This is a genomic window from Mesorhizobium sp. CO1-1-8 (genome assembly GCF_020164875.1).
In the GTDB taxonomy this organism is placed as follows: Bacteria; Pseudomonadota; Alphaproteobacteria; order Rhizobiales; family Rhizobiaceae; genus Mesorhizobium.
Genome location: NZ_JAIUGZ010000003.1, coordinates 536823 through 553914 on the forward strand (window position 1 = coordinate 536823; position 17092 = coordinate 553914).

Genomic DNA, 17092 nt, shown 5'->3' on the forward strand with positions numbered 1-17092 from the left:
ATGGCAACAGCATTTGTCATCAGGTTTCCGCCTCATCTGTAGAATGACTTTATTTTAATCAATAACAGATATCGCGCGGGGCCAATGGCGTGCAGATGATCTGGCCAGATATGCTTGAACTCCGAAGGCACGCTGCATGGTCAAACTCCTCGTTTCATTGCGTGTGTACAGTTGGGGACGGGCGGGCGCGGAAGCAGGCCCGCCGGGCGATGTTCACTGGGGCGGCCTACCGCTGGCGGGGCTCATTGTTGTCAACGACCTCTTGATAGGCGACGAGATCGAGGAAGGCCTCGGCATCGACGACCGAACCCTTCTCCATCCGGAATATCCACACGAACTGGTTGCGGTATGGCGCTCCCGAGGTCGTAGTGGCCGAAGCGTCGAAACGGATGATGACCCTGTCCCCAACCGCCCAGATGTGATGGACTTTCGGCGTCAGTGGGGTCGCGAGACGGCTGACGAGGGGAAACGATGCGCGCTGCACGAAATCCTCGACGCCGTTATAGGTGCGCGCCACAGGGCCGGATCCGTGAATCGTCCAGCGTACATCGGGCGAGAGGAGATCGAAGACATTGCCGCGTCCGGCTGTCCATCCGTCGAAGGCTTCCCGCACGATGGCTTCGTTCCGGGCCATGGCGCCCGCAGCCGGCGCCGTGGCGGGGCTGGCCTGCGCTGGTGTGACGATGACAACGAAGGCAAGTGCAATCAGCAGATTGCGGCCGACGGCCACCGTGTTTCCGGTCAGTGATGCACCTTGCTTCGAGATATTACAGAGTTGCTCGTCCCTCCCCTTGAACTCGCACGAGCCTAATGCCGATTCAGGCCGCTGCCCTGTTCGGAGGCCGAGAGGGACTCGTTCTCCTCATAATGGGAATAACTTTTCTAATTGACAATCATTTGGACATACCTACTGCTTATTCTCCAATTGGGAAGGTTGCACCCGCACCAGCAATCTGGATGTGAGTAGCTGTAAATGGGGAGCGCCCGTTCGTCAGATGCCTTGCCCCATCGTCCACGCCGCCACGGCGGGATCCTTGGTTCCCGGCCTGCAGTGGTTGGTGAAATCCCGGCGGTTGAATCGCGTAGCTCCGGTCCTTGCGGAGGCAGTGGTTTCGAGTCGTGCTCACCATCGAAGGTTGGTGCAAGGTCCGTTTGCAAGAGAGGGTAGATGACTAACGAATCGATAGACGCCGGACCAGCAAGTGGGTTGGTAATCCGTCCTATGTGGCGGCATTCTGCCGGGCCTATTAAGATCGGTATAGCCACCGATACAACCGGGCCGCTGGCTATCTTTGGTAATTCCAACTGGCAGGCCGCGCAATTCACGGTCAAGCTGATCAATGATGCCGGCGGCATCCTAGGACGACCGATTGAGCTTTATCTCGAGGACACCGAGTCGGACCCGGCCAAGGCCGCAATCAACGTCCAGCGACTCATACAGAAAAAAGTAAATCTCGTCATTGGGGGCCTCTACTCGTCGACGCGAGAGGCGATGAAGAATACGATCCTGGAGCGTGGTAAGACACTCTACATTTACCCCCAGGTTTATGAGGGAGGCGATTGCACTCCTCACCTCTACTGCGTTGGCGCAACTCCGACGCAGCAGCTTGCCGACTTCATTCCTTACCTGATAAGGCAAGGTAACAAGAGGTTTGGCATGCCGTCCGCCGACTATCAGTGGCCGCATGTTACAAACAAATTAGCTCGTCAGCTGATAGAGGCTAATGGCGGAGAGGTGATCTTCGAAGAATATTATCCGCTTGATCAAATTGAATATTCATCGACTATCGCAAAGATTGTCGGCGAAAAAATTGATCACGTTTTTAATACCATCGCGCCCCCTGGCATTCCGGCCTTCGTCAAGCAATTGGCTGAATCCGGTTTCCAAAAGAATGGCGGCACTCAGTCGTGCATCTATTTGGATGAAAATGTGCAGAGCGTCGTTGCGAAAAACGTGCTTGATGGAACATACAGCGTTACGGACTTTTTTCACACTGTCCAGGATCCGTTTAGTCAGAGTCTCTTGGCCAAGTACAACGGGATGTTCCCTCGAACTCCCTATTTATTTACCTCCGGTAGTGGTGCCACCGGAGTCTACCGGGCGATCAAACTCTATGAACAATCCGTCATTGAAGCGAATGGCGATCTGGCAATGGAGGCAGTCAGCGCTGTGTTCGACAGAGCGTCAATCTCCGAAGGCCCCGGCGGCCCCGCCGCGATGATCCCTGGCACCCATCATGCCGCAATGAATATATATGTCGCTCAAGCCAAAGGCCCCAACTGGGAAGTTATCTCGCACACGAGTATGGTCCCGCCAGCTTCTTGCTAATGAAAACCGCTGACGGCTGCGGGTGCTTTAGCCTCGGATTTGCAACTGCCAACACGTGTCTCACCGCAGGTATTTCGTCTTGAAACCGCAGGCCTCCAAGTGGCGTACATGAACGTTGCTTGCGGGGCTGGCCGGCTCGGGTTCGCTCGTCAGACCTGGACCGGTCGGGCGTACGTCCACTCTCAAAAACATGCGACAGTTGGACGAGCGGTTGAGACTAAATCGCATTGCCACCATCTGCGGACCTCACCTGCAATGTCGGGTTTGGAGCCGGGAGCGGACTACTGGCCGGTTCTGGCGTTCGCCAAGGAAAAGCGGGCGCTCGAACCAGTGGCTATGCCCCAAATGACCCTATGTTCGGTGTCGCATCAGGGCCACCGGTACCGCCCGAGAACAAGGCGATGACTGGCTGGATTACTTCTTGAGCGCGCCATCTTGCCCGAAGGTCGACCGAGCGGGGAAAACACTCCCGGATTGGCCCTGTTTCTTTACGTGGCCCAGAGACATTGCCCGCGCGTAATAAATCGGTGGCGTTCCGACATAGCGAGAAAACGCGACGCTGAACGCGCTCGCCGAGCCGTAGCCTACGCGTTCGGCGACCCGGGCTACGCCAATTCGTTCCCGGCGCAGCAGGTCTTTCGCTAAAGCCATGCGCCAGCCCAGCAGGTATTCCATCGGCGCGACGCCGACCTCGCGCCGGAACCGTTCGAAAAATGTAGAGCGCGAGAGTGCGGCTTTCTTCGCGAGGTCCACGACCGTCCAGCGCTGGGCCGGACGTTCGTGCATCTCCCGCAGCGCGGCAGCAAGTCGATCATCGCTGAGTCCGCGCAACAAGCCAGGCGGCGAAGCCGGTCCTGTGGTCGAGCGCAGGGCCTCGATCAGCAGAACCTCCAGCAGGCGGGCCAATACAACATCCCGGCCGGGCCGGTCTGCCCGTGTCTCGTCGTTCACGAGTTCGACCAGCGTCATCAGCCGCCTCTCTCCGCGAACATGGACGAGCTGGGGCAGGAGCGACACGAGCAAGTTGGCATCGTCTGAGCCGAAGGCGCAGTGCCCTACCAGCATGCGGACGTCGGGTGAATCGCCGCAGCTGCCGAGCCGATATACGCCCGAGCTCATCTCCACGATTTGCGGTTCGATGCCGGCCGGCGGGGGAACAACGCTCGAGGTGACGAAATCATAGGCCGCAGGCACAAGGACGAAGTCGCCGCTGCGGAGCCTGATCGGCTCTCGACCGGCAATCGACAGGCGGCACGAACCCTCCAGAACCGCGCAGTAGAACGGAAGTCCGTCATCCAAGCGTCGCACAGCCCAGACCCCGGCTGCGATGACGACCTTGGAAAAGGAGGTGTTTGGCTGGAGAAGCCCGACAATTTGGGTAAGCGGATCAGACATTCGGACTTAAAGCAATGACGAATGGACTATCAATTGTAGCAGGTCCGAGGGCAGGTGCCTATCCTTGCTCTGCCTCCACGCCGAAGCGGACGCCATCGCTTTGGGCGAGGCATCATCAGTTCAGGAGAACCGCTTTGATTTTTTACGACGCAAAACAGCCAGGACCGAACCCAGCCGTTGTCCGGCTCTTCGTCCACGAGCGACAGGGACTTCGGTTCGACGTGGAGTTGATCGATCTCGCCGGCCTCGAAAACCGAAAGCCGGCTTATCGGACCACCATAAATGCCCGGGGAGAGGTGCCTGCGCTACGCCTTGACGATGGAAGGATCATCACCGAGATCACCGCGATCTGCGGCTACTTCGACGAGATCGCAGAAGGCGGCCGGCGATTGTTTGGCAACACGCCTGAAGAACGCGCTGAGATTCACATGTGGACCCGGCGGGCCTATCTCGAAATCATTCTTCCTTTCGTCACATGGTGGCGCGGCACCGACGCGGCCGAGGAAGCTTATCGCGGTCACCGGGTCCTCATCCCGGAGGCCAAACGCTCACACAGGCTGCTCGCCGATCAAGGGCTCAATCAGTTCGACGAGGATCTCGAAGGCAAGACCTTCATTGCCGGTGACGCTCTCACCATGGCCGACCTCCTGTTGTACGGCTTCATGGGGACAAACATCGCCACCGGAGAGATTCCCTGGCTCAACGTGCCCCAACGTCCCAATGTCGCCGCCTGGTTTGACCGGATGGGGGCACGAGAGGCCAGCCAGAAGATGATGACCTCCTTGCCTCCACGCGTCGAAAACTAGATTGGCCGTTGATGAAGGCGGGTCGCATACGGGCAAAATTGACCGAACCATCCTCAAGCCAGAGACAACTCCAAGTCACCGGCGATGGAGGATCATGCCGGCGTGGTGCAGAACGTCGTCGATGAAATCGCCGTCCGCGGTGAAGCCGGTATCGTCCCAATACTCGATGTGCGTGCCGGTCACTTCATAACGCCCCACATAGGCGCGTTCGCGCGTCCCTCTTGCCTCGACATAGCGGCTGTTGGGCAGAAGCTCGTGACGGATGTGACCGTCCTCGGTGACCCAGAGGCCGACATAAGGGTGGCTGGCTTGAAATTCTGTTTCCTCGGCTTGCACGGGTAGGGCCAGAAGGGTTGCGGTAATGAGAGCTGCGAAGGCACGCTGCATGGTCAAACTCCTCGTTTCATGTGCTTGTGTTCAGTTGCGACGGAAGGGCGCGAAAGCGAGCCCGCCCGGCGATGTTCACTGGGGCGGCCTACCGCTGGCGGGGCTCATTGTTGTCGACGACCTCTTGATAGGCGACGAGATCGAGGAATGCCTCGGCATCGACGACCGAACCCTCCTCCATCCGGAATATCCACACGAACTGGTTGCGGTAGGGCGCTCCCGAGGTCGTAGTGGCCGAAGCGTCGAAACGGATGATGACCCTGTCCCCAACGGCCCAGATGTGATGGACTTTCGGCCTCAGCGGGGTCGCGAGACGGCTGACGAGGGGAACCGATCCGCGCTGCACGAAATCCTCGACGCCATCATAGGTGCGCGCCACCGGGCCGGATCCGTGAATCGTCCAGCGAACATCGGGCGAGAGGAGATCGAAGACATTGCCGCGTCCGGCTGTCCATTCGTCGAAGGCTTCCCGCACGATGGCTTCGTTGCGGGCCTCGGCGCCCGCAGCCGGCGCTCTGGCGGGGCAGGCCTGCGCCGGTGTGACGATGACAACGAAGGCAAGTGCAATTAGCAGGTTGCGGCCGACGGCCACCGTGTTTGCGGTCAGTGATGCAAGGGACATGGGGTCGCTCCATTCTTGGAAGGGTGCTGGTGGGATCGGGACCGCCGCCGTGGCGGAAGTGGCCTCAATCGGAGCGGCCCACAAAAGACCGCCGCGGATCGGCTCGCCCGGCATCAATTGCCCGATGCGGTCGGCCGGATGGTGATCTCGGAGGTGTCCACGCTCTCAGGCGCCTCGATCACTTGGCGCACAGCACGGGCGATGTCGGCAGGCTGAAGCGCAATGGCGCGATAGGCATCCATCAGCGCCATGCTTTCCTCATGGGTAATGGTCGAGGCGAGTTCGCTTTCCACGACACCGGGATTGACGCAGGTGACGCGGATGTTCGTGCTTTCCTGACGCAGTCCATCCGAGATCGCCCGGACCGCGAACTTGGTTGCACAATAGACCGCAGCGGTGGGTACGACCGACAGCGCGCCGATGGAGCCGATGTTGATGATTTGCCCACTGCCTTGCGCCTCCATCACCGGCAACACGGCGCCGATGCCCCAAAGCACGCCCTTGATATTGACGTCCACCATGCGCTCCCATTCGTCCTGCTTGCCGGCGGCAAGCGGGGAGAGCGGCATCACGCCCGCATTGTTGACCAGAACATCGATGCGCCCCCAGGCCTCGACTGCCGCCTCGGCAAAGTTGGCCATGGACTGGCGGTCGGTGACGTCCAGTGCCCTGGCCTCGGCAATCCCGCCAGCGTCGCGAATTTCGGCGGCAATGCCTTCGATGCGATCCAGCCGGCGCGCGCCCAGCAACACCTTCGCGCCGGTACCGCCCAGTTCCCTGGCGATACCCTCGCCGATGCCGCTGGAGGCTCCCGTGATCAAGATGATCTTGTCCATGTCGTGCTCCTTCCTGTTTCCGGGACGAAGATGGACGCTCGCGACGGGTGCTGGTATCCGTCATCTGCTGGACTGGATGGTTAGCGGCCTTGGACAATGAAGATGGACCTGAATCTCCTGCCACTCTTCCTCGCCGTCGCGGAGGAGCACAATTTTCGCGCCGCCGCCGATCGCCTCGGCGTGACCCGTTCCGCCGTCAGCCAGGGAATGCGGCGGCTCGAGGATTTCTTTGGCACGACATTAGTCATGCGCACGACGCGTTCCGTGCGCTTGACGGAAGCTGGCGAGCGTCTCCATGATGCTCTGTCCCAGCCGCTCTCGGATATTGACGCTGCGCTTGAGGGCGTGGCTGCGCAGAACGCACCACGCGGGCTCCTGCGGATCGCCGTAACCTCCATCGCGGAGCAATTCCTGTCGGGTCCTCTCATAGCCTCCTTCGCGGCGGCTCATCCCGGCGTGACGATCGATGTAACGGTCACGGATGAAGAGTTCGACATCGTCGCCGCCGGCTTTGACGCGGGCGTCCGGCTGGGCGAGGTGATCGAGCAGGACATGATCGCGATTCCCCTGACCGGCGATCAGCGACAGATGGTGGTCGCGGCCCCCGCCTATCTCGCGACGCACGGCGCGCCGGCCCATCCGCGCGAACTGGTCCATCATCGATGCATCGGCTGGCGTCCAGCGCCGAACGTCGCGCCATACCGCTGGGAGTTCGAGGAGAATGGCACCCCCTTTGACGTGGCGGTCGAGCCCCAAATCACCACCAACGACCTGCGCCTGATGCTGCGCACCGCGCTCACAGGAGGCGGCCTCACCTTCGCGCCGGAGGAGACCTTCAGACCGTTCGTGGAAACGGGCGAACTCGTCCCGCTGCTGGGCGATTTCCTGCCGCCATTCCCAGGCTTTTTCCTTTACTTCCCCCAGCGTTGAAACATGGCGGCCAAGATGCGCGTCCTGATTGAACATGTCAGACAATGGAGACAGCGCTCGCCGGCAGCGATATAGCCTGCGGGCAGTAGAGGAAGCGACATACATGAACCAAGACCAATCCAAAGAACAATGATCGACAGCTTACTACCATGAGCATCCAACTCAGGTCATTGCGATCCGCGAAGGCTCGACCATTTTGCCAATTCGGATATGGAGAGTGAATGGGACCAGCTGCCTTGTTGCCCGAGCGCGCGCGAGGTCGCATGAGATTGGGCAGACGACATGTCCGCTTCTGGGATGGTAGATCCCGAAGCGCCAACCTTTCGCTTTTCCATCACGACCGCTTGATCGTCGAGGATCTTGAGTTCAACCGTCGATAGGGGGTCGTGTCCAGGGATCCGGCCACCGGCGATTGCGCCCCGCTCCATACCTAATCTGAACAAGCCATCACCCACCGTCATCCACCTGCCGCTCAGAAATCGGCGCAATGCCCTCGAGTACTTCTCAACGCCCCATCAGATGCGACGCAGCGTGGTCGGGTTGGGGCCCGCTAGTGCGGCGGTCAGAAAGTGTTGCGCCGCTTACCCTCCAACAAATCGAGAACGGCGTGCGCGGCATCGATAACATTCGTACCGGGGCCGAACACAGCCGCCACACCGTGGTCAAACAGGAATTGATAATCCTGATGCGGCACGACACCGCCGCAGACCACGATGACGTCTTCAGCCCCTTTCGCCTTCAACGCCTTGATCAGCTGTGGAAGCAGAGTCTTGTGTCCGGCCGCAAGCGAGGACGCCCCGACGACATGGACCTTCGAGGCGACTGCCATGTCGGCGACTTCTTCGGCTGTCTGGAACAGGGGACCCGCGATCACATGGAAACCGAGATCGCCGAAGGCTGATGCGATTATTTTTGCCCCTCGGTCATGACCATCCTGGCCGAGCTTGGCAACCATAAGCCTAGGCTTTGTGCCGAGAGAGGCAGAAACTTCTTCGATGCGCGATACCAGCATCTTGTATTCTGGTTCATATCCAAAAACGGAGCCGTAGACATTGGTGACCACTTCAGGAATGGCCGTATGGTCCCCGAACACGCGGCGCAAAGTATCCGAAATCTCTCCTACCGTTGCGCGAGCGCGAGCTGCTTCAATGGCTGTCTCGAGAATGTTGCCCTTCCCGCCGGCCGCGGTCTCGCCAAGTGCGGCAAGGGCTGCGTCGACGCGCTTGGGATCACGCTGACGCTTTGTCCTTTTGATACGGTGGAATTGCGCCTCGCGCACTGCCTTGTTGTCGATGTCGAGGGTCTCGATCTGGTCTTCCTGTTCGAGCCGGTACTTATTGACGCCGACAATCACCTCGTCGCCGCGGTCGACTACCGCCTGCCGGCGCGTGGCTGCCTCTTCGATCAAGCGTTTTGGCAAGCCTTCAACGACGGCCTTCGTCATGCCGCCCATCGCCTCGATCTCCTCGATCAGCGCCCAGGCTTTGTCGGCCAGCTGCGAGGTCAGGCTCTCGACATAGTAGGAGCCGGCGAGAGGATCGACGACCCTGGTCACACCGGTTTCGTGTTGCAGGATCAACTGCGTGTTGCGCGCGATACGCGACGAGAACTCCGTCGGCAGCGCGATCGCCTCGTCGAAGGAGTTGGTGTGGAGCGACTGGGTGCCGCCGAGCACGGCGGCAAGCGCCTCGTATGCGGTGCGCACGATGTTGTTGTAGGGGTCCTGCTCCTGCAGCGACACGCCCGAGGTCTGGCAGTGGGTGCGCAGCATCAGCGACGCCTCCTTCTTCGGTTCGAACTCCTGCATGATGCGCGTCCATAAGAGCCGCGCGGCGCGCAGCTTGGCGGCTTCCATGAAGAAGTTCATGCCGATGGCGAAGAAGAAGGACAGCCGGCCGGCGAAGTCGTCGACGCTCAATCCCTTTTTCAGCGCAGCGCGGATATATTCGCGTCCGTCGGCCAGCGTGAAGGCAAGCTCCTGCACCAGCGTCGCGCCCGCTTCCTGCATGTGATACCCTGAGATCGAGATGGAGTTGAACTTCGGCATCTCGCGCGCCGTGTATTCGATTATGTCGGCGACGACCCGCATCGAGGGCTCGGGCGGGTAGATGTAGGTGTTGCGGACCATGAACTCCTTGAGGATGTCGTTTTGGATGGTGCCCGATAGTTTCTCGCGCGGTACGCCCTGCTCTTCGCCTGCCACGATGAAGCTGGCCAGGATCGGGATGACTGCGCCGTTCATCGTCATCGAGACGGAGACGGTTTCGAGTGGAATGCCGTCGAACAGGATCTTCATGTCCTCGACGGAATCGATCGCCACGCCGGCCTTGCCGACATCACCTTCGACGCGCGGATGGTCGCTGTCATAGCCGCGATGGGTGGCGAGATCGAAGGCGACCGATATGCCCTGCTGCCCGGCCGCCAACGCTTTGCGGTAGAACGCGTTGGAAGCTTCCGCGGTGGAGAAGCCGGCATATTGGCGGATCGTCCACGGCCGCCCGGCATACATGGTCGCGCGCGGCCCGCGCACGAACGGCTTTGCGCCCGGCACAGAGCCGAGATGGCCAACCACCTGCAGGTCCTCCTGCGTATAGAGCGGTGTGACGTCGATACCCTCAGGCGTGCGCCAGATCAGGGCGTCGGGAGAAGAGCGCAGTTCCTTTTCGGCAAGAACTCGCCATTGTTGAATATCTTCCTGCTGAGTCATCTCCTTGTCCCTGCTCCTATGAACCTCGCCTAAAGAACCTTCTCGAATTCAGGCAGGATGACGAAGAGATCGCCGACGAGGCCATGGTCGGCAACCTGGAAGATCGGTGCCTCCTCGTCCTTGTTGATGGCGACGATGACCTTCGAATCCTTCATGCCGGCGAGGTGCTGGATGGTGCCGGAGATGCCGACTGCAATGTATAGATCGGGAGCGACGACCTTGCCGATCTGGCCCGACCTGCCAGTCGTTGGTCGCGAACCTTGACGTTCGCCTCCACAACCCGCTTCACGGGCACAAGGATCTTCATTGCCTGTCCTATTCAAATTCCATGATGAGTTCATCAACGGTGAGACTTGCGCCGGTAACAGCGGCAATCCGCAGGACCGTGGCCCGACGTTCGGCACGCAGGACGTTCTCCATTTTCATCGCTTCGACGGTGGCGAGCGCCTGCCCCGCCTCGACCGTGTCTCCCACGTCCACCGCAATGGCAGTGATGACGCCGGGCATCGGACAGAGCAGCATCCTCGATGTGTCCGGCGGCGTTTTTTTTGGCATCAGCCTGGCCAGTTCCGCAATGCGGGGCGTACTCACATGGGCCACCACGTCCAGGCCGCGCCAGCGCAGGCGGATACCCGCCGCGACGAACGACGACTTTACCCCAATCGTCTCGTCGCCGATCCTCTCGATGCCGAGCGTGAACCGCGCGTGGGAGCGGCCCGGCAGCCAGTCGCTGGCGACCGCAACCGGCGGACCATCGGCGAAGCAGACGGCAATCCTGCCGCCTTCATGTTTGACCGTCACAGCATAGCTTTCTCCGGCAAGCGTCACGCCCCACGCGCTGCCCACCACCCGGCGGTGATTGTCCATTGCGCCGGAAATCAGCACATCGCGCCGTTGTCTTGTCAGATTGATGAAGACGGCAATCGCGGCAAGCTTGCGGGCCTCTTGCGCCGATGGCTCTACACCCGAAAATCCGTCCGGATACTCCTCGGCGATGAAGGCCGTTGTCAGCCGTCCCTCGCGAAAGCGCGGATGATCCATCACCGCTGAAAGGAAAGGCAGATTGTGACCGATGCCCTCGACCTCGAAATCGTCGAGCGCGCCAGCCATCGCCTCGATCGCGGCCCGCCGGTCGGGTGCCCAACTGCAAAGCTTGGCGATCATCGGGTCATAGTACATCGAGATCTCGCCGCCCTCGAAGACGCCGGTGTCATTGCGCATGACGGAACCGTCTTCGCGTCTTCCCTCGACAGGAGGGCGGTAGCGCGTCAACCGCCCGATCGAGGGCAGGAAGTTGCGATAAGGATCCTCGGCGTAAAGCCGACTTTCAATTGCCCAGCCGTTCAGCTTCACGTCGTCTTGGTTGATCCGCAGCTTTTCGCCTGCCGCGACGCGGATCATCTCTTCGACCAGATCGATGCCGGTGATCAGTTCCGTCACCGGATGCTCGACCTGAAGCCGTGTGTTCATCTCAAGGAAGTAAAATTCCTTGTCGGCGTCGACGATGAATTCGACCGTACCGGCGGAGAAGTAGCCGACGGCTTTGGCCAACGCGACAGCCTGTTCGCCCATAGCCTTGCGGGTCGATGCATCGAGGAACGGGGATGGAGCTTCTTCGATGACCTTCTGGTTGCGGCGCTGGATCGAACATTCGCGCTCGCCGAGATAGATGAGGTTGCCATGCTGGTCGCCGAGCACCTGGATCTCGATATGGCGCGGCTGGGTGACGAACTTCTCGATGAAGATGCGGTCATCGCCGAAGGAAGATTTCGCCTCATTCTTTGAAGACTGAAACCCCTCTCTTGCTTCTTGGTCGTTCCAGGCGATGCGCATGCCCTTGCCGCCACCGCCGGCCGAAGCCTTGATCATGACGGGATAACCGATCTGTCCCGCGATCTTGGCGGCCTCTTCGGCATCCTCGATCAGCCCCATATGACCTGGAACGATGGAGACGCCAGCTGATGCCGCAATCTTCTTGGAGGTGATCTTGTCGCCCATCGCCTCGATCGCCACTGGCGGCGGGCCGATGAAAGCGACCCCCGCGGCCTTCAATGCCTCGGCGAAATTGAAGTTCTCCGAAAGGAAGCCGTAGCCCGGATGCACGGCGTCAGCACCGCTCTGCTTCACTGCATCGAGTACCTTGCCGATGACGATGTAGGACTGGTTCGATGGCGATGGACCAATATGCACGGCCTCGTCCGCCATTCTCACATGCAGGGCCTCACGGTCGGCATCCGAATAGACCGCGACCGTGGCGATGCCGAGTTTCCGCGCCGTCTTGATGACGCGACAGGCGATCTCGCCGCGATTGGCGATGAGGATTTTCTTGAACATGGACGGCCTATCGTTCGATACGGAAAATCGTGGGATCGCGATCACGCTTCCACTTCAACCCAGCGCGGCTCAGTGTTTCGGGAACATCGATCACGCAAAGGCACCAATCCATTTCGTTCTCATGCGCCAGCCAGACCAGTTCCTGGGCCTCGCCGATGAAATCGGCGAGTTGTCTCGGCGTGGCACAAGACGTTTGCGCGCAGAACACATGGGTGCACCTCATTTCGCCCTACAGCGGCATCGTGTCGTGTTTCTTCCAGCGCGCATCGACGCTCTTGCCGCGCAGCGCCGCGAAGGCACGGGCAATGCGTCGGCGCGAGGAATGCGGCATGATCACCTCATCGATGAAGCCACGTTCGGCAGCGACGAAAGGATTGGCGAAACGCTCCTCATAGTCCTTGGTGCGCTGGGCGATCTTGTCCTTGTCGCCAAGTTCGGAGCGATACAAGATTTCGGTCGCGCCCCTGGCGCCCATCACCGCGATCTCGGCCGTCGGCCAGGCATAGTTGACATCCGCGCCAATATGCTTGGAGGCCATGACGTCATAGGCCCCGCCATAGGCCTTACGCGTGATCAGCGTCACCATCGGTACCGTCGCCTGGCTGTAGGCAAACAACAGCTTCGCTCCATGCTTGATGACGCCGCCATATTCCTGTGCGGTGCCGGGCAGGAAGCCAGGCACGTCCACCAAGGTCAGGATCGGAATGGAAAAAGCATCGCAAAAGCGCACGAAGCGTGCGGCCTTGCGCGACGAGTCGATGTCCAGGCAGCCAGCCAGAACCATCGGCTGGTTGGCGACAACGCCGACAGTCTGACCTTCGATGCGCAGGAACCCCGTGATGATGTTTCTGGCGAAGGCTTCCTGTATTTCGAAGAAATCGCCTTCGTCGGCGAGCGCCAGAATGAGCTCACGCATATCATAGGGTTTGTTGGCACTGTCCGGTACCAGGGTGTCGAGCCGCATCTCGATGCGCGACGGATCATCGTAGAAGGGACGAACCGGCGGCTTTTCCCTATTGTTGAGCGGGAGGAAGTCGAACAGGGCGCGTACCTGCTCCAGAGTCTCGATGTCGTTGTCATAGGCGCCATCGGCGACCGAGGACTTGGCTGTATGTGTGCGAGCGCCACCGAGTTCTTCCGCGGTCACGATCTCGTTGGTGACGGTCTTCACCACATCCGGGCCGGTGACGAACATGTAGGAACTGTCTCGCACCATGAAGATGAAATCGGTCATTGCCGGCGAATAAACCGCGCCGCCGGCGCAGGGTCCCATGATCACCGAAATCTGCGGCACGACGCCCGACGCATCGACGTTGCGCTTGAACACATCGGCATAGCCAGCCAGCGAAGCCACGCCCTCCTGGATACGTGCCCCGCCGGAATCGTTGAGCCCGATCACCGGCGCGCCGTTGCGCACCGCCATATCCATGATCTTGCAGATCTTCTGCGCATGCGTTTCCGACAGCGAGCCGCCAAGCACCGTGAAATCCTGGGCGAAGACGTAGACCAGACGGCCATTGATCGTGCCCCAGCCGGTGACAACGCCGTCGCCCGCCACCTTTTGGTCGGCCATGCCGAAATCAGCGGAGCGATGGGTTACATACATGTCGTATTCCTCGAACGACCCCTCATCGAGGAGGACGTCGAGGCGTTCGCGCGCCGTCAGCTTGCCTTTGGCATGCTGGGCATCGATACGCTTTTGGCCGCCGCCGAGACGCGCCTCGCCGCGGCGCGCTTCAAGCTGTTCGAGAACGGCGCGCATCAACAGCCGCCCTGCGCGTCTAACCACTTCCAGGCGGCAGGGAACACAAGAGCAGCCAGAAGCGCCTTAACGATGTCACCGAAGATGAAGGGGTAGAGTCCGAACTGAAAAATTGGCTTATCGAAGCCGAGCACGGCACCAAGCCACAGCAGCCCCGGCACATAAATGACAGCGCCGGCAAGCAGGGCTGCAGCCATCCCAGAAAGCGGATTGCGATCCCAGCCCCGCACGGCGAGCCAACCGGCAAGTAGCACAGCCGGCAAATAGCCCAGGAGATAACCTCCCGTCGGCCCCATCATATAGGCAAGGCCGATACCCTTCTCCGGCGTGCCGGTAAAAACGGGGAAACCGGCCGCGCCCTCGGCCAGATAAAGAGCAACGGCGGCGAGGCCGCGTACAGGTCCCAGCGCCAACCCCAGCCCAATGACGACGAAAGTCTGCATCGTGATCGGCACCGGATGGAATGGCACCGCAATCCTGGCAGAAAAGGCGAGCAGCAGCGACGCTCCAAGGATCGCAGTTCCGTCGACGGCAAGGTTGCTCGCGCCGCGCCGCCTGGCAATGGCCCCGTAGATCGTCATTTCCATTCTCCTGTCCGCACGCCCCATTGCGCCATCAGCCTTTAGGCGGCTTCGTCGAATGAGAAAACGTTTGAATGGGTGGGACGGCATAAGATAGAAAGTTGCAATCTGCATTTTGCGAAATTGCGAACATGGCCCCAGGCAAGCTCTTTATCGGTAGAAAAGTCCGAGAACTGCGCGAAAGCAGCAAGGCGACCCAGGCCGCCTTCGCTGAGCGCATTGGCATCTCGACCAGCTACCTCAATCAGATCGAAAACAATCAGCGGCCGGTTTCGGCTTCAGTGCTCTTATCGCTTGCCGAAAACTTCAAGATCGATATCGGATCGATATCTGGAAGCGATAGCGACCGTCTGCTCTCCGCCCTCAGCGAGGCTCTTGCCGATCCGGTTTTCAGTGCCTACTCACCCAGTTTGCAGGAGTTGAAACTCGTCACTCAAAACGCGCCCGGCTTTGCGCATGCTCTGATTGCCAGCCACCAAGCCTATCGCCGCAACAGCGAACAGCTTGCTAGCTTCGATGATCACATGGTCCACACCAACACCTTCGGTGATCCGACGCCTTACGAAGAGGTCCGCGATTTCTTCCACTTCGTCGACAACTACGTTGCCGACCTCGATCTGGCAGCCGAACAACTGGCGGCGAGCCTTGGCATTCTTGGCCGTGATGCCGGGCTTGTGCTGCCGACCTATCTGGAGAGCCGGCACGGTGTTCGGATACTGCGCGCGGAACCCGGCGAGGATATCCTGCGCCGATATGACGGCACTTCCCGCGCACTTTTCCTCAATCCCTATTCGCCGACGTCGACGCGAACTTTTCAGATGGCGTTCCAGGTGGCCGCCTTGGAATTGGACAGTGAGATCGATGCGATTGTCCAGCGGGCGAACTTCCGCGCGCAAGAGTCCGGTGAGATTTGCAAGATCGGTTTGCGCAACTACTTCGCTGGAGCGCTGACGCTGCCCTACCAGCATTTTCTGGCGGTGGCGAAAGAACTTCGTCACGACCTCGAATTGCTGGCGACGCGTTTCGGTGCGAGCCTGGAACAGGTCGCGCATCGTCTTTCCACCTTGCAGCGGCCGGGCGTCAAGGGCGTACCTGTGTTCTTCGCCCGCATCGATCGCGCGGGAAATATCACCAAGCGTCACAGCGCTGCAAAACTGCAATTCGCTCGCTTCGGGGCAGCATGCCCGCTCTGGAATGTACATCAGGCCTTTGAAACGCCGGGCCGCATCATCCGCCAACTGGCTGAGACGCCAGACGGCGCGCGCTATCTGAGCATAGCCACCGAAATTGGCAAAGGCAGCGGTGGGTTCAACGCGCCGCACCGACGTTATGCCATCGCCCTGGGCTGCGAGGTGGCTTATGCGCAAGACTTCGTCTATGCCGACGATATCGACCTGAACAATCGGTTGGCATTCGACCCGATCGGAATTTCATGCCGTATCTGCGAGCGCGCTGGCTGCCCGCAACGGGCCGTGCCTCCCTTGAAGAGCAGGCTGACCATCGATCATCAACGGCGGGGGGTCCTTCCTTATCAAATCGCCTGACTTTATCTTCCTGCCCGAGGTGCAGCAACCTGCCTGACGCACCAATCTTGCCAGGCCTTAAAGAGCGCCCCTTATGGTTGACACTTTTCCGAAAAGGCGAGGATCATGAAGCCAAGGCCGACAGCCAAACAAAGCAGCGAATAGTACCGGCGATCCGGCTTGGCGAAGGGCTGGCGGCGTCAGCCGCCGCCAATCAGGCGTGAACCCGACGACACCGCGAGCGAGCAACACCTAAGCGATCAGGATCGAAGCCGGCGCCAATCCCGACCTGGGAAAAGGGTCGCAATGACGGCCTCGAGCGCACGCGGAAGACATCGGAAGGATTGCCAAGGGACGTGCGGGGACTTGATCCATGATGACAAACGGGTCGTGGTGATCCGTTGCTAGACATGCAGCGCATGTCCAAGGGCCTTGAGCGCGGCTTCCGGGAAAGCCTCGCTCTGGGTCGGATGAGCATGGATCGTACCGGCGATGTCTTCCAGCCGCGCGCCCATTTCGACGGCGAGCGAAAACGCTGCGGAAAGTTCTGATACGCCCTGGCCGACCGCCTGGATACCGAGCACAAGGTGATTGTCCGCACGAGCGACGACGCGGACGAAACCGTCCTCTCCAAGCTTCGTCATGGCGCGGCCATTGGCGGCGAAGGGGAACTGGCCGACCTTAATTTCCAACCCCTTCGACCTGGCTTCTTCCGGCGAAAGGCCGGCCGACACTATCTCGGGGTCGGTGAAGCAGACGGCCGGAATGGAGCGCTTGTCCCAGCTGCGTTTGTGGCCGGCGACGATCTCGGCGACCATCTCGCCCTGCGCCATCGCCCGGTGCGCCAGCATCGGCTCGCCGGTGACGTCGCCGATGGCGA

13 protein-coding genes and 2 pseudogenes are annotated in these 17092 nt (G+C 60.3%); 4 read left to right on the top strand and 11 right to left on the bottom strand.

Features of this window, described 5'->3' with window-relative positions:
- Positions 1–226: 226 nt before the first annotated feature.
- Positions 227–730 carry a nuclear transport factor 2 family protein gene (locus LB558_RS08810; RefSeq protein WP_412033446.1) on the bottom strand — a complete coding sequence of 168 codons (504 nt, stop codon included), beginning with the start codon at positions 728–730 and terminating at the stop codon, positions 227–229.
- Positions 731–1168: 438 nt separating this feature from the next.
- On the opposite strand from LB558_RS08810, the gene LB558_RS08815 reads away from it, so the two are divergent.
- On the top strand, positions 1169–2329 hold the full coding sequence (locus tag LB558_RS08815) for a substrate-binding protein (protein WP_224697188.1): 1161 nt from the start codon (positions 1169–1171) through the stop codon (positions 2327–2329).
- Positions 2330–2743: 414 nt separating this feature from the next.
- Here the strand turns inward: LB558_RS08815 and LB558_RS08820 are convergent, their stop codons facing one another.
- Positions 2744–3724, bottom strand: a complete 981-nt coding sequence (locus LB558_RS08820) for an AraC family transcriptional regulator (protein WP_224697189.1) — start codon at positions 3722–3724, stop codon at positions 2744–2746.
- 134 nt (positions 3725–3858) lie between these two features.
- Here LB558_RS08820 and LB558_RS08825 point away from each other — a divergent pair, with 134 nt between their 5' ends.
- On the top strand, positions 3859–4530 hold the full coding sequence (locus LB558_RS08825) for a glutathione S-transferase family protein (RefSeq protein WP_224697190.1): 672 nt from the start codon (positions 3859–3861) through the stop codon (positions 4528–4530).
- A 75-nt stretch (positions 4531–4605) separates the two neighbouring features.
- Here LB558_RS08825 and LB558_RS08830 read toward each other — a convergent pair whose 3' ends face one another.
- The 3 genes from LB558_RS08830 to LB558_RS08840 form a co-directional block, all read right to left on the bottom strand.
- Complete coding sequence (locus tag LB558_RS08830) at positions 4606–4917, bottom strand: Atu4866 domain-containing protein (protein ID WP_224697191.1); 312 nt, start codon at positions 4915–4917, stop codon at positions 4606–4608.
- An 88-nt stretch (positions 4918–5005) separates the two neighbouring features.
- The gene (locus tag LB558_RS08835; RefSeq protein ID WP_224697192.1) at positions 5006–5539 is read right to left on the bottom strand and encodes a nuclear transport factor 2 family protein; all 534 of its coding nucleotides are present in this window, start codon (positions 5537–5539) and stop codon (positions 5006–5008) included.
- Between the two features lie 113 nt (positions 5540–5652).
- A complete protein-coding gene (locus tag LB558_RS08840) occupies positions 5653–6375 on the bottom strand; it encodes an SDR family oxidoreductase (RefSeq protein WP_224697193.1) in 723 nt (240 codons plus the stop codon).
- Between the two features lie 96 nt (positions 6376–6471).
- Between LB558_RS08840 and LB558_RS08845 the strand changes: the two genes are divergently transcribed.
- Positions 6472–7305 carry a LysR family transcriptional regulator gene (locus tag LB558_RS08845; protein ID WP_224697194.1) on the top strand — a complete coding sequence of 278 codons (834 nt, stop codon included), beginning with the start codon at positions 6472–6474 and terminating at the stop codon, positions 7303–7305.
- Between the two features lie 562 nt (positions 7306–7867).
- Here LB558_RS08845 and scpA read toward each other — a convergent pair.
- From scpA to LB558_RS08870, 5 genes and pseudogenes are all read right to left on the bottom strand, one after another.
- Complete coding sequence (gene scpA, locus LB558_RS08850; protein ID WP_224697195.1) at positions 7868–10012, bottom strand: methylmalonyl-CoA mutase; 2145 nt, start codon at positions 10010–10012, stop codon at positions 7868–7870.
- 29 nt (positions 10013–10041) lie between these two features.
- Positions 10042–10270 (bottom strand): annotated as a pseudogene (locus LB558_RS08855) (FAD-binding protein); the annotation flags it as partial.
- A gap of 57 nt (positions 10271–10327) precedes the next feature.
- Positions 10328–12346, bottom strand: coding sequence for an acetyl/propionyl/methylcrotonyl-CoA carboxylase subunit alpha (locus LB558_RS08860; RefSeq protein ID WP_224697196.1), 2019 nt, complete (start codon positions 12344–12346; stop codon positions 10328–10330).
- A 229-nt stretch (positions 12347–12575) separates the two neighbouring features.
- Positions 12576–14108, bottom strand: coding sequence for an acyl-CoA carboxylase subunit beta (locus LB558_RS08865; protein WP_224697197.1), 1533 nt, complete (start codon positions 14106–14108; stop codon positions 12576–12578).
- Entirely contained in the window at positions 14108–14695 is a 588-nt protein-coding gene (locus LB558_RS08870; RefSeq protein WP_224697198.1) for a biotin transporter BioY, read from the bottom strand. The genes LB558_RS08865 and LB558_RS08870 overlap by 1 nt, the downstream gene beginning before the upstream one ends.
- 125 nt (positions 14696–14820) lie before the next feature.
- Here LB558_RS08870 and LB558_RS08875 point away from each other — a divergent pair, with 125 nt between their 5' ends.
- Entirely contained in the window at positions 14821–16233 is a 1413-nt protein-coding gene (locus LB558_RS08875) for a helix-turn-helix domain-containing protein (RefSeq protein ID WP_224697199.1), read from the top strand.
- A gap of 383 nt (positions 16234–16616) precedes the next feature.
- On the opposite strand, the pseudogene LB558_RS08880 reads toward LB558_RS08875, so the two are convergent.
- Positions 16617–17092: pseudogene (locus tag LB558_RS08880) on the bottom strand (dihydrolipoyl dehydrogenase); the annotation flags it as partial.

What these genes read in the sequence shown, in the direction of transcription:
- LB558_RS08870 (WP_224697198.1), bottom strand. Translation starts at nt 14,695, where the DNA reads ATGGAAATGACGATCTACGGGGCCATTGCCAGGCGGCGCGGCGCGAGC.
- LB558_RS08835 (WP_224697192.1), bottom strand. Translation starts at nt 5,539, where the DNA reads ATGTCCCTTGCATCACTGACCGCAAACACGGTGGCCGTCGGCCGCAAC.
- LB558_RS08815 (WP_224697188.1), top strand. Translation starts at nt 1,169, where the DNA reads ATGACTAACGAATCGATAGACGCCGGACCAGCAAGTGGGTTGGTAATC.
- LB558_RS08860 (WP_224697196.1), bottom strand. Translation starts at nt 12,346, where the DNA reads ATGTTCAAGAAAATCCTCATCGCCAATCGCGGCGAGATCGCCTGTCGC.
- LB558_RS08875 (WP_224697199.1), top strand. Translation starts at nt 14,821, where the DNA reads ATGGCCCCAGGCAAGCTCTTTATCGGTAGAAAAGTCCGAGAACTGCGC.
- LB558_RS08840 (WP_224697193.1), bottom strand. Translation starts at nt 6,375, where the DNA reads ATGGACAAGATCATCTTGATCACGGGAGCCTCCAGCGGCATCGGCGAG.
- LB558_RS08845 (WP_224697194.1), top strand. Translation starts at nt 6,472, where the DNA reads ATGAAGATGGACCTGAATCTCCTGCCACTCTTCCTCGCCGTCGCGGAG.
- LB558_RS08865 (WP_224697197.1), bottom strand. Translation starts at nt 14,108, where the DNA reads ATGCGCGCCGTTCTCGAACAGCTTGAAGCGCGCCGCGGCGAGGCGCGT.
- LB558_RS08820 (WP_224697189.1), bottom strand. Translation starts at nt 3,724, where the DNA reads ATGTCTGATCCGCTTACCCAAATTGTCGGGCTTCTCCAGCCAAACACC.
- LB558_RS08830 (WP_224697191.1), bottom strand. Translation starts at nt 4,917, where the DNA reads ATGCAGCGTGCCTTCGCAGCTCTCATTACCGCAACCCTTCTGGCCCTA.
- scpA (WP_224697195.1), bottom strand. Translation starts at nt 10,012, where the DNA reads ATGACTCAGCAGGAAGATATTCAACAATGGCGAGTTCTTGCCGAAAAG.